General features: G+C 50.1%; 9 protein-coding genes and 1 pseudogene. 3 read left to right on the top strand and 7 right to left on the bottom strand.

Features of this window, described 5'->3' with window-relative positions; all coding sequences use genetic code 11:
• Nucleotides 1-150: 150 nt before the first annotated feature.
• Nucleotides 151-324: pseudogene (locus ADH66_RS19700) on the top strand (tyrosine-type recombinase/integrase); the annotation flags it as partial.
• A gap of 364 nt (nt 325-688) precedes the next feature.
• On the opposite strand, the gene ADH66_RS21730 reads toward ADH66_RS19700, so the two are convergent.
• Nucleotides 689-1,048: a HepT-like ribonuclease domain-containing protein gene (locus tag ADH66_RS21730; protein WP_066541297.1), complete on the bottom strand. Its 360-nt coding sequence runs from the start codon at nt 1,046-1,048 to the stop codon at nt 689-691.
• Nucleotides 1,017-1,319, bottom strand: a complete 303-nt coding sequence (locus ADH66_RS09755; protein ID WP_066541299.1) for a nucleotidyltransferase family protein — start codon at nt 1,317-1,319, stop codon at nt 1,017-1,019. Before ADH66_RS09755 ends, ADH66_RS21730 begins: the two co-directional genes overlap by 32 nt.
• Nucleotides 1,320-1,372: 53 nt before the next feature.
• Between ADH66_RS09755 and ADH66_RS09750 the strand changes: the two genes are divergently transcribed.
• Nucleotides 1,373-2,130, top strand: a protein-coding gene (locus ADH66_RS09750) for an IS5 family transposase (protein WP_088364387.1) whose coding sequence is annotated in 2 segments (ribosomal slippage) — nt 1,373-1,694 and nt 1,694-2,130 — 759 coding nt in all. Because the reading frame shifts where the segments join, the coding sequence is not laid out codon by codon here.
• A gap of 924 nt (nt 2,131-3,054) precedes the next feature.
• Nucleotides 3,055-5,163, top strand: a complete 2,109-nt coding sequence (locus ADH66_RS09740) for a helix-turn-helix domain-containing protein (RefSeq protein WP_157767204.1) — start codon at nt 3,055-3,057, stop codon at nt 5,161-5,163.
• Nucleotides 5,164-5,215: 52 nt separating this feature from the next.
• On the opposite strand, the gene ADH66_RS09735 is transcribed toward ADH66_RS09740, so the two are convergent.
• The 5 genes from ADH66_RS09735 to ADH66_RS09715 form a co-directional block, all read right to left on the bottom strand.
• Nucleotides 5,216-7,177 (bottom strand): glutaminase domain-containing protein, encoded by a 1,962-nt coding sequence (locus ADH66_RS09735; RefSeq protein ID WP_066541305.1) that lies wholly within the window; start codon nt 7,175-7,177, stop codon nt 5,216-5,218.
• A gap of 55 nt (nt 7,178-7,232) precedes the next feature.
• Nucleotides 7,233-8,696, bottom strand: coding sequence for a sulfatase family protein (locus ADH66_RS09730; protein ID WP_066541307.1), 1,464 nt, complete (start codon nt 8,694-8,696; stop codon nt 7,233-7,235).
• A gap of 90 nt (nt 8,697-8,786) precedes the next feature.
• Nucleotides 8,787-10,478: an extracellular solute-binding protein gene (locus ADH66_RS09725; RefSeq protein WP_066541310.1), complete on the bottom strand. Its 1,692-nt coding sequence runs from the start codon at nt 10,476-10,478 to the stop codon at nt 8,787-8,789.
• Nucleotides 10,479-10,500: 22 nt separating this feature from the next.
• A complete protein-coding gene (locus tag ADH66_RS09720; protein WP_066541311.1) occupies nt 10,501-11,415 on the bottom strand; it encodes a carbohydrate ABC transporter permease in 915 nt (304 codons plus the stop codon).
• Nucleotides 11,416-11,430: 15 nt separating this feature from the next.
• A complete protein-coding gene (locus ADH66_RS09715; protein WP_236756992.1) occupies nt 11,431-12,285 on the bottom strand; it encodes an ABC transporter permease in 855 nt (284 codons plus the stop codon).
• Nucleotides 12,286-12,572 lie beyond the last annotated feature (287 nt).

Here is a 12,572-nt window from a genome sequence, read left to right as displayed (position 1 = left end):
TATTAAATTTTGTCGTTAATGAAACAGCCTCCTTTTTTCGATATTTTTCTCGTCAGATTTCAACTTGGAAAAGGAATTGAATAAATGACGGCAAACGCTCAAACCCCTTGAAAATCAAGGCTTTTTCCGTTTGTCGTTATTATACCGTAACGGCACACGTTTTCGACCCTGGCACTCCAAAATGGAGTAGATATCAAAACGGTGTCGGGTATGCTTGGTCACTACAGCGCAGGGTTCACCCTTGACACCTACGCCCACGTCACAATCGCCGCACAGAAAGAGGTGGCCCGGACGATGAACAACTTACTATCCGGCAGCGTTTAGAAGTACCCGGTCGTTTCCCCGTATGGGTCAACGAATGGGTCAGGTAAGGGAAACTAAGGGAAAATGCAAAATGAAATCCCCGGAAACCCTAGAGTTTCCGAGGAAATTTGGTTGCGGGGGCAGGATTTGAACCTGCGGCCTTCGGGTTATGAGCTGTGGTGAGCCAGTTTTTCCAGCAGTTTTCAGGCATTTCCGACCATTTTTACTCCATTTTTCCGCAAAAACCTGAAGGTCTGACCCTGTCCGCTCCACTGAGTTTTTTCGGTTCTGGGTCAGAAAGTGGGTCAAGCCAAAGCAACACCAAGGAAGAAAGCAATGAGGGAAGACCTCAAAATTTGCGCCGCTAAACAAAGAGAACTGGTCATTATGTGTTGGAGAGCAATTCCTCGCAGGCAGTAGCAGGCAAGGGAATATCGTTTACCAATGTTTCCCAAACGGAGGGCAAGTCAATCGAGCCATATGCATGGACATAGAAGTTTCGCGTATCCTTAATTGCTCTCCAGGGGATAGAGGGAGCGTCCCTTTTTACGTCATCTGAAAGCTGGCTTACTAATTCTCCAATCTGAACTACGCACATACAACATGCATCCTGAAATAAGTAATATGTTTCAAAAGAGTGATAGTCAAAATTGAACCGCTCTAAATTCGTCTTGATACGTTGGCAAAAGCCAACAATTTTTTGTAAAATGATTTTATTCCGCGTTTCGATAGAGCAACACCTCATCTTTCCGGATCGCATTTAAGAATTCTTTGTCTGAAGATTCAGTAGTAATAATGTCAACGGGAATGGAGAGAGCATCCTCAATGGCCAATCGAAAACTACAGATTTGAATTAGGGAGCGCAAGGCTTCTTTTTCTATTTTCAGGTCTATGTCGCTGTTTTCATCGGCGTTGCCCTTGGAATAGGAGCCAAAGAGAGAAATGCTTTTTACACCATGCTGTTGAGCAATTGGAGCAACGATATTGCGAATATCGGAAATTGTATATAGAGTCATTAGATTCTGTTCTCACTATAGACAACTCAAGGAAAAAGTGATAAAATAGGAATATGGAAATCACAAAAGAGCAATACAGGAAAATAGAGAAATATCTGCCGAAACAGAGAGGAAACGTGAAAATTGAGAATCTCCAACTGATAAATGCGATCCTGTATGTGGCCGAAAATGGGTGCAAATGGAGGGCGCTGCCGGAACGGTATGGGAAATGGCATACAGTATATGAGCGGATGAACAGGTGGAGTAAAAACGGTGTGCTTCAGCGGGTGTTTGAAGGACTGCAGGCAGAAGGCATCATCAGGATCAAGATGGAAAACGTGTGCCTGGACAGCACTGCAGTGAAAGTGCACCCGGATGGGACGGGTGCTTTAAAGCAAGTGGCCGGCAATCTATCGGACGCTCCAGAGGGGGACTCACCACAAAAATTCATATGGTCACCGCGTCTGACCGGGCTGTAGTCGGCTTTTCCTTGTCTGGCGGCCAGGCCCACGATGCGCCGGAAGGAATAGCGTTGCTCTCGGAGATCAGTCGGGCAGAGGAGCAAAAATACTTACTGATGGATCGGGCCTATGAGGGCGAAAACGTGCGTGTGGCGGCGGTGGAGATGGGCTTTGTGCCTGTGGTTCCGCCGAAGAGAAACCGCAAGGACCCATGGGGCTACGATAAGGAGCGCTACAAGCGCCGCAATGAAATTGAGCGATATTTCCTGCGGCTAAAGCGTTTTCGCAGAATATTTACCCGATACGATAAGTTGGACATCCTTTTCTGCGGCTTTATTTATGTCGTCATGATTTGTGATGCTGTTTTGTGAGAACAGACTCTAGAAACCTCCCCACACAAAAAGTGCAACTGCATAATCTATGCAGGGTAAAAGGGTTGCCTGGTATTTATGCTGTTTTATCCATGCAGCACCCATTTTGTTTAAACAAGCGGCGCTTTTGTAATAACTTTCTGACAGCATCATAATGAAAAATGAGATTGTTATTTGACATTTTTTCGCGCAAATAGTCATAAATATTGGATCCCTGTGGAATATGGTATCCGTCTATAGAACTGCAAAAAAGTTGAGACTGCTTTACACCTATTCTCTCTAACATAATGACAAACGGCTCGACGATAGAGTAGTCATTGCTGGCGTGGCTCATAAATATTTGTGGCGGGAGATAAGTTTCGTCAAAGCGGTTGTACATATGGTGGACTATTTCATATAGGGCAACAAGAACCTTATATGCAGAAATCAGATTGTAGCTAAGAAACCATGGGAGCAATTCAAGTTGAGCACATTCTTCTGGAAATATATGTTTATATATAACATTAATGTCTTTAATTAATATGGCTTAAAAAATCTTTTGGAACGAGACGGGACATCATCATATTTTTGTATTTGCTGCAATACTCAAAAAGATCAGCTTTACTTGGAGTTGAATCCAAATATCTTTCCTTTCTGCAACAAGTTGCGTTCATTATGCTTACTTTATTTTTAGTATACCACAAGGGTGAAAAAAAGAAAAGCCCCATTTAGATATTTTGGATAAAGCCGTTTAAGATTTGCGTTGCTAAACAAAGAAAAGTTCTATATGGGTCTGAGGCTGGATTGCGGTAGTAATCTTATTGCTTTTTCGTATCACCTCCGTTCTCCTGCCATACTAAAATTATCTATTTGACTTTCCCCTATGAAATGGGTATAATGAAGTATAAGAATCAGAGACATAACATATTGCAGGGAGGGATAAAATTGCTGCCGCGCTCCTTGAGAAGGTATCTCCTCATGTACTCCACGGTTTTGCTGCTTCCTATGGCAATACTTACATATTTCTGCTCCTCGCAGCTTATCAATCAGTTCAGGGAGGTCACCTATGAGAATGAGCGGGCCGTATACCAGAGCGAGGTTGTAGCCATTGAGCATAGGCTTTCCCAGATGCAGGATATCAGCTTTCAACTGGCCAATAAGCCGTATGTATTGCCATACCATATTTCATCCGACCTTGACAGCCAGATAAACATGATAGAGATGCTGCGCTACTCGCTGTCAGTGGGGGATGCTTATAAGGATATCTTCCTTTTGGATCCGTCAGGCAATATCTATACTTCCAGAGGAACATATAACCTGGACACCTTTTCAGGCGTGGGTAATCTGGAGGAGTTAGCGGATGCTATAAACAGTGATCAGATTGCCAGCGCCGGCATCCGCCGTATAGATGCTGACGATGAGAATATGCTCTGCTTTGCCAGCAGCTATCCCTATGGATTTGTATATTCAGGCGGCGCACTTGTGTTCCAGGTGGACAAGCGGGCGTTTTTCTCTAGGCTGGAGATGCCCTGTGCGGTTCTCTACGACGGTCAGCTTATCGCCATGAACGGAGATGTAAGCGAGGGAGTGGAGAGCTATTTGGAGAACGGTGATACATCAGCTTTTAATCTGATACTTAACAGCGACCGGGTACAGATTTTGGCATATCAGGACGAATCGGTATCTTTCCAGCGGTTCTATAATGTGCAGACAAAATTCATGATTCTTTCCGTTGCTCTTGCAGTGCTGTCGCTGCTGCTCATTACTTTTTTCAGCTACCGAAGCTATCAGCCAATGAAAAAACTGAAGACCGCCATGCTCCGACTGGGTGTTGGCGAAAGCGAGCAGGGCGAAATTGATGTATCTATAGCTACCATGGAGCAGTTGAGCAGGCAGAGTCGGGAGATGGGTTTAAGGCTCGCTGCAGAGCAGTACATAGTTCGGGAGATGTGGCTCTCAAAGCTTGTGAACCGGCAGTACAGTGACGTGGAAATAGACGTAATTGTGGAGAGCTTAAAGGAACATGGAGTCATGCTTGAGAGTAACCTGTATGCTGTATGCGTGTTCCGCTGTGCCCGGCCCCTTCCGAAAGAGATGTATCCTGATACGGAGGGCTCTGTGCTGCGCTGGCATTTCTTCCACGACTCTGACAACAGGCTTATCGGCCTGATATGCGGAGAGTCCCTGGCACGGATTCTGGTTGAGGAAGCGGTGGCTCAGGTAATGAGACAGTTCTCTTTGCAGGAGAGAGAGGTGGAGTGTTTTATAGGCTCTGTTTGCGACAGGGTCGAGGATATTAACCTGTCTTACATACAGGCGCTCTCTATTGTGCGCTATGGCTCGCTGAAAAATGGAAAGGTATCGTTCTACAACGGCCCAATGCGTGCCGGGCCGGCATTCTCCTATCCCCAGGACGAGCTGAACCGGCTGTCCGTTGTACTCAGCGGTAAGGATATCCCCGCAGCGGTGATATTGCTTTCCTCTATTTCAGCCCGGGTCTCCGGCGAGGGTTTCGGGTTTTCATTCTCCAAGACCATCGCTTATGCGGTGGTGAACGCTCTTATAAAGGGACTTGTGGCGGACGAGGGGGATATAGGCGAGCGTGTGCCCCAATATCTGTTCCTTCTGGAGCAGGCCTACTGCAAGGATGATGTCATCAGGCTTTTCCAGCAGATATCAAGCGATTTGGAGAAACGCGGCGTACTGCCGTCCAAGGAGAAGGGCTCGGATAGGATGCAAAAATGTCTCAGCTATATCGATGCACACTATACGGACACAAACTTCTATGTGGGGCAGGCCGCAGAATTTTGTGGTCTCTCACCAAACAATTTCAGCCAGCAGTTTAAGCACCAGTTTGGCATAAGCCCTGTAAAGTACCTGACCTCCATCCGCATAGAGCGGGCCAAAAAGCTGCTGGTCGAGACACAACTGCCGGTCAATGAGATAGCTGCTCAGTCCGGATTCTCCGATATATCCTCCTTCCAGCGCAACTTCAAAAACAGTGTTTCCGCCACCCCGACCCAGTACAGGGCGGCCCATATTAAGGAGAAATAAAAGTTATATAGCCCCCGGTTGACCGGGGGCTATGCTATAGCTATTGGTGAAATCAGGCCCAGGATTTCCATGCCCTTCTTAGCAGCGGCATAAATATTCCGCCCTGGACGGATCGCGCGATAAAGCCTACATATCGACCGTCAGTAGTTTCGTACCAGTCGGAGAAGGGCACTCGGGACGGCGTCTCCCGAAGGTACCGGGCTACCGGCGCACAGAGCCGCTCAAGTATGCTTTTATCGCTGCTCAAGGCTGCTGCCCACAGCATCCAGTCGCTCTTTGTATAGGTCTTGCGGCTATCAAGGGGCACGCCGTAGGCTTCTGTCTTAGAGAGGTACCATTCCAGCTCCCGGCTGTACCATTGGGGCTCGCATAGTCCAAGGTCCAGCAGAATGTCCCAAACAGCGTTATACTTCAGGCTCCAGCTCTCCTTCGGGCCATCCAGAGTCAGGGCGGTGTGGTTTTCCCGATCTGCCTGAGTGCAGATTCCTTCTGCCATTTTGCGAGCCTTCTCCTTCCAGGCGGCACCTTCACCGGCTTTGCCCAGGCGCTCAAGCATAAGACCGTATGCGCCCAGCCCGCAGGCGGCTTTCAGGGCCAGATTCACATTTTGCGCCAGATGGCCGGCAAAATCATCCGTGCAGAGCTGTTCGCCGGGGTCACGACCGTTTTTCTCAAGATAAACGGCCCATTTCTCAATTACGGGCAGATGTTCCTCTATCAGCTCAAGGTCACCGTCGGCGTTAAGCGCCGCGGCCAGCATGAGGAGCATATTGCCGCACTCCTCGATGGGCATCTGCCAGTGGAGGTCATAGACCTGGGCAGATGCCGGAAGGAGATAATAGGGGAAGTGTACGCCGCTTGGACCAGCAGGGTCGCACACCGAATCCTCCGGATGTCTGAGGGAATAGACCTGCCCGCAGGCATAGGGGTATCGTCCGACATCATGGGGCGCAAATTCATAGGGCCACACCGGGCAGGAAGCGAACCTGAGTATTGGGCGGCACATGGCGCGAACCAGCTCCGGATTGTACAGCAGGAACAGTGGCATAGAGGGGTAGCTCACATCGGCGGTGCCGATACATCCGTTGGAGCTGTTCTCCTTGGACAGGAACACCGGCCTGCCGTCCTCGCCGGCAATAAGCTTATGGGCGGAAATGGACTGCCGGTAGGAGGCGCACACCAGCTCCGCGTAATCCTCGCCGCCCAGATCCTCCGCCTGGCGGATAAGCTGTCTGTCGAAACTCTCACACCGGCTCCAAAGGGCCTCCCGTTGCTCCCACGTGTTTGTGATTGCCTCACGGATAGTGCGGCCGTTTCTGGCGTACCAGGCCTTGGTGGGGACGCCAAAATAGCAGATCGAGGCCACATCGTCATAGGCAAGCACTGCCCAAAGAGGGTTTTGGCCTGCTTTTCCCCGGAGTTCCAAGGCGTAGTGCCCGGCCTGTCTGGAGAAAGCCGTCTGAGTTTCTGATGCCATCCAGGCATAGCCCCAGTCGATACAGATGTGGTCACCGCTGTGACCCAGTATATTTTGCTGCTGCCTGCCCATAGCCGCAAGATACAGCCCGTTTTCCTGCACCGAACGACCAGTCATTTCAGGATGTATCAGGCCGTTATAGCAGATATCGTCATGTAGCAGGACTTTTGCCTGAACCGAATGGCCAGGGCTGGTTTCCAGTTTCAGCAGGGTCACGGGTGTGGACATCTGCTCCAGGTCGTCCAGCAACAGGGGAGTGCAGAAGGAGAGCCGGATATCGTTATCCTCAACGCGGTATTCAAACTCAGTGACGGTCGGCCGTACATGACAGCCGGTGAGCTCGGCGGCAGGCGCGCTGCCGTGTCCCAGCAGCCGGTACTCCCTGCCGTCTGTTTCCACAGAGACCTCCAGCCGCTTTCTCTCCCCGGTCCAGTGGCGGGTGTCGTCGCCGGTGGGCAGGTCCTGGCAGGACCAGATGGAGAAATAGGGGTCAACGGTGATAAGGGGAACGGCGGGGAGGCGTTGTATATTTTTCATAGTATAGTCCCTTTCATGAAATTATATAAATTTGTTCCTATAGAGGCAAGAGGTTTTACCAGCAGGCCTGACGCACCGGGAGCGGGTCGCAGGTTTCAGCCATACGGTCGCACATCAGGGCAAGCATCTCGGCTTTAACAGAGAGGTACGCCGGATCCTCATAGAGATTACGAGTCTCGCCAGGATCCTCGTGGAGGTCATACAGTTCTCCATGGCACTCCATCTGCTTGTCCCTGTCGTGGACTTTTACCAACTTATAACGCCCGTCGAACACCATGGTGTCAAAAGCCAAGGGGTTCCGGTGCTTAATATTGGAGTTATAGTATTCACAGTATATGCTGTCGCGGAAATGGTCCAGATCTGCCTGCCCGGTGAGCATGGGCCAGAGGGAGCGCCCCTGCATTCCGGGGGCTTTTTCTATACCTGCCGCGTCACAGATAGTTGGGGCCAAGTCAATAAGTTCCACCAATGCCTCTGATACCTGGCCAGCAGGTATTTTCCCGGGCCAGGCAATAATAAGCGGCACATGGACATTGCACTCGTAGAAATACGGACCCTTCAGGTATATTCCATGGTCTCCAAGGCTCTCGCCGTGGTCGGAGGTAAAGATGATAAGCGTGTCCTCCATCTGGCCGCTCTTATCAAGATAGTCCAGCAGTCGGCCGAACTGAGCGTCTATCAGATCGATCATGGCCCAGTAAGCGGCCCGAAGGTAGCGGTGATCCTTTTCGCACATGGGATCAAAGGAGTAGTTCCCGGCAGTATCATATGCACCCCCGTGATCCTTTGTCTGGAAAATGGGCTTATGCGCCAACTCTCCTGGTATGTAGTTGGGCAGGGGGATGTTGTCAAATTTTTCAAGGTAGCGGTCAAGATACTCTGTTGGCGGATTGAAGGGGTGATGGGGGTCGAACACATTCACAGAGAACAGCCAGGGCTTCCCATAGGCTTTGGCGCTCCGCATATACTCTATGGCGCAATCCACGCACCAGGTGGTCTGATGGTACTGCTCCGGCATGCCCTCCTCTACATACTTGCACTTCTCAAGCGGCTTTGAGCTGTATTCTATGCCCTGGGATGTCAGCCACATGGTATAGTCGTTGGTGGGCCAGTTGCCGCCGGAACCCTCCTCGCTGGGGTGGTGGGACCACTTGAAATAGTCGTAGCCGTCGTCTATCCTGGGCTCTTTAGCCCGGCCCGTGGCCTGATTGCAGGCGGATATATGCAGCTTGCCGGAAAGTCCGCAGGTATAGCCGTTCCCCTGTAAAAGCTTTGTCACAAGAAGCTCCTGGGGGGGCATATCCTGCCCGTTCTGCCGCACGCCGCAGGTGCGGGGATAGCGGCCGGTGAGGAAGCTCGCACGGCTGGGGGCGCATACCGGCGACTGTGGGTACGCCCTGGTGAAACGCACGCCCATCTGGGCAAGCCTGTCCAGGTTTGGCGTTTTCACATATGGGTTACCATAGCAGCCCAGGGTGTCAAAGCGCTGCTGGTCGGTGCAAAACCAAAGAATGTTCATGATTTCCTCCCTGATGAGTTATAATATATTTTGAAGGAATGGGCGGTGTTGTCATACACCGCCCTCCTTCATAGTGCCTAAGCTGCCGAATTACTCGGCGTACATCTCATTATAATAGGTTGAGTAGAGCTCTACCCAGCGGTCGGCCTGGAGGTTGGAGCACTTTTTGACAAAGGCATCCCAGGAATTGTCTGTCACGCCGTTGGTAAGGAAATTGGCAATCTCAGAGTCCACATACTTGAATAGGTCGGTCTTGATGGTCAGTGCTTCCTTGTTCTCGGCCTCTTCATAGGTTATACTTGGCAGACCTGGAGTTGCGACCTTGATATAGCTCTCGCGTATGGCCGCGCCGCGCTCCAAGGCGTTCTCAACGGTGATTTCCTTCTGTCCCCAGAAGTCGCCGAAACACCAGTAGGGGATGCCGGTGCCCCATGTGCAGTAGAGGGTGGAGTTCTCCATGTTGCGAGTCTCGCCGGAGGGTATAGTCGCGGTTTCGGTCCATACGCCGTTTTCCTTGTCCAGCCATTTCCAGGAGTAGTCCTCGGGGCCGAAACGGTTGGTAAGGGCCTTCTCGTTATTGTCCATCCAGTAGTCAATATACCGGAGAGTTTCGGCAGGGTGCTCATTTACGTTGGTGATAAAGAATTGGTTTGCGCTGTAGCCCGGAATATAGCCGTCGCGATACCACAGGCCGGGATTGCCGTCCTGCATGGTAGGAGCCGGAATAATATGGTATTCGTTTTTCTCTGCATTATTGCCATTCATATCAGGGTACGTGTCGCCGATACCCAGGGCTACGCCCTGGTCAGCGCCCTTTGCACGAAGCTGAGAGCCGTCCTGCGTGAATATCTCGGGGTCGATAAGTCCGTCGGCATACCAGGTGTGGAAGTATTCCAGAGCTTTTCTTGTTTCATCCATAATGGGGGCAAACACAAAATCGCCCTCGCCGGTATAGTGCAGGTAAGTTCTGGGCTCCCAGGAGACGCCGAACATACTGAACATACGGGTTATGCCGTTAGGATCCCTTTTGGCGAAGCTAAGGCCTATCTCATTCTTGCCGTCGCCGTTCAGATCCTGTGAGGTTGCGGCCCGCAGATACTCCTCTACCTCTGTGAGGCTTGAGGGGACTTCCATCTCCAGCTTGTCCAGGAAGGTATGGTTGGCAATCAGGAAACTGCCCATACGTATATTCTGATTCTCGTCAATGGAGGGGATGGCATAGATATGGCCATCAGGATAGGTGCTGAGCTTGCGGAAATCCTCACGCTCGTTAAACCACTTTTTCATATTGACAGTGGAACTGTCAATCAAGTCCTCCAAGGGAATAATCAAACCTTCCTGGGCGTAGCGATATATGATGCTACCGTCATAGCCAAAACCGGCGCCAAAGGCGTCGGGCAGGTCGTTGGAGGCCAGTACCAGCTTGTACTTCTCCTCGTAGGCCTGTGCGGAGACCTCGTCCCACTCGACGTGCACGTTCGTCATCTCTTCGTACTCCTTGATCATCTCAAGGTCATTGAGGGAAGTGCTCTGAGATGCCTGGTGGGGCACCATAATGCGCAGAGTGATGGGCTCCTCTGAGATGGGGAAGGTTCCGGGCTCGGTGCCGGTGGACTGGGGCTCTGAGGACTCTGACGAACTGCCGGCAGAGCTTGAATCAGGGCTTGAGCTCTCTTTAGAGCTCTCTCCGGAGGAACCGGAGGGTGTGCCGCCGCATGCAGACAGTGCTGAAACGATAAGAATTATCGCCAGAACCAGGGATAGAACTTTCTTGCCTTTCATTTGATGATACCTCCTAAAAAATTTATCCTTTGGTAGAACCTAGCATAACCCCTTTGGCAAAGTATTTCTGCACAAACGGATATACGCACAACATTGGGACGGAAGCGACCACGATAATGCCGTACTTAATAAGATTGGCATACCGCTCCCGGCGGAGCATTTCCTCCAGCATACTTTCGTCCATGGCCATCTCAATGGTGGAGTTCTGTATGAGAATCTCCCTGAGGACCATCTGCAGAGGCTGCAACTCCTTATTGGAAACATAGATAAGGGCGTTGAAATATTCGTTCCAGTGCCCTATTGCATAGTACACTACCAGCACGCCGATAAGAGCCTTAGAGAGTGGGAGAGCAATGCTCACAAAGAACCGAAAACTCCCACAGCCGTCAATTTCCGCGGCCTCCTGCAAATCGAGGGAAATGGTGTTCTCGAAAAAAGATTTGGCGATTATCATATTATAGACACTTATGGCGCCCAGTATAATCAGCACCAGCGGCGTATTATAAAGCCCCAGATTACATACCTGCAAATATGTAGGTATAAGTCCGCCGTTGAAGAACATGGTAAACAGGAAGAAGAACAAGAAGAACTTTTTCCCGGCAAGATCCCGCCTGGAAAGAGGATAGGCGGTTATCAGGGTTATCAGCAGGTTCAGGGCTGTGCCGGCCACTGTATAGATGACTGTGTTGCGGTACCCAAGCCAGATGCGTATATCCTCAAACAGGCGCTCGTAGCCTTCTAGGGAGAAACCTCTGGGGTACAAGATTACCTGCCCGCTGTTTACGGCGTCTGGTTCGCTGATAGACGCAATCAGGACGAAATACAGTGGATACAGAGTTACAAGCCCGATAATTCCCAGAAAAAGGTAGTTGACTATATCGAATGCCTTATCAGCCCTGGTGCTCCGGATTTTGTTATGATTTCTTGTGGTTGTCATACTGAACGGCTCCTTTCACCACAGACTGGAGTCCGTGAATTTCTTCGATGCCTGATTGACAGTGAACAGCAGTATTAGATTGATAATGTTGTTAAACAGTCCTACCGCCGCAGAAAAACTGTAGTCCACGTCCAGAAGACCCTTCTTATATACATAGGTGGAAAGTATTTCCGATACGCCGATATTCAGGGAGTTCTGCATAAGGTAAGCCTTCTCATAGCCAAGGCTCATGATTTTTCCGGCGTTAAGTGTCAGGATAATTACGGCAGTCGGCAGAATAGACGGAAAGTCAATATGAAGCAGGCGCTTAAACTTACTTGCGCCGTCTATCATTGCCGCCTCATGCAACTCGGGGCTGACGCTGGAAAGGGCCGCCAGATAGATGATGGAACTCCAGCCTGTGGTCTGCCATACGGCGGAGAATACGAACATATGCCTGAAAAATTTTGGTTCACCCATAAATAGCTGTGGGGTTCCGCCAAACTGTTCGATGATGACGTTGAACACGCCTGTGGGGGAGAACATAATGTTCATCATACCCACCAGCACCACCACGGAGATGAAGTAGGGAGCATAGGTGACGTTCTGGATGAACTTCCCGAACCGCTTGCTTGCACATGCATTAATGAGCAGTGAGATTATAATAGGAAGTGGGAAAGTGACCAACAGTTGATATAGGCTGAGGGAAAGAGTGTTCCATAGAATAGGAAGAAAGTCTGGGGAACGCCAGATGCGTTCAAAGTGCTCCATTCCCACCCACGGACTATCCATGATGCCTTTGCTTGCCATAAAGTCCTTGAAGGCGATGGTCACGCCATACATAGGGACATAGTTGAACAGGAGCAGATAGATCATTCCGGGAACCAGCATAATGTATAAAGGCCAATTCCTTCGGATAGAGCCTTTTAGTCGAGCGGACATGTGCAATACCCTCCTTGTGTGAATTTTGTATAGTTTCGTCCTTGAAACACATTGTACACTTGTCTGTTGCGGGAGTCTATAGACAAAAGCAAGGGGCAATAAGCATAATTTCATAACGCGGTAAGGCAATTTCATTGGAGAATGCATTTTTTCATTTTGACGTTATGGGAAGGACGCAGGCAGGGCAAAGAAGACAAGGTTGTAGCACATATTGGGCAAAACAGAGCACAGCCAAC

It is taken from the genome of Acutalibacter muris (genome assembly GCF_002201475.1).
Lineage (GTDB): Bacteria > Bacillota > Clostridia > Oscillospirales > Acutalibacteraceae > Acutalibacter > Acutalibacter muris.
Note: the sequence above shows the minus strand (reverse complement) of the source record. Positions and strands in the feature narration are given on the sequence as shown.

Coding starts and splice junctions, on each gene's coding strand:
- ADH66_RS21730 (WP_066541297.1), bottom strand. CDS start 1,048: ATGAGGTGTTGCTCTATCGAAACGCGGAATAAAATCATTTTACAAAAA.
- ADH66_RS09755 (WP_066541299.1), bottom strand. CDS start 1,319: ATGACTCTATATACAATTTCCGATATTCGCAATATCGTTGCTCCAATT.
- ADH66_RS09735 (WP_066541305.1), bottom strand. CDS start 7,177: ATGAAAAATATACAACGCCTCCCCGCCGTTCCCCTTATCACCGTTGAC.
- ADH66_RS09730 (WP_066541307.1), bottom strand. CDS start 8,696: ATGAACATTCTTTGGTTTTGCACCGACCAGCAGCGCTTTGACACCCTG.
- ADH66_RS09725 (WP_066541310.1), bottom strand. CDS start 10,478: ATGAAAGGCAAGAAAGTTCTATCCCTGGTTCTGGCGATAATTCTTATC.
- ADH66_RS09720 (WP_066541311.1), bottom strand. CDS start 11,415: ATGACAACCACAAGAAATCATAACAAAATCCGGAGCACCAGGGCTGAT.
- ADH66_RS09715 (WP_236756992.1), bottom strand. CDS start 12,285: ATGCTGGTTCCCGGAATGATCTATCTGCTCCTGTTCAACTATGTCCCT.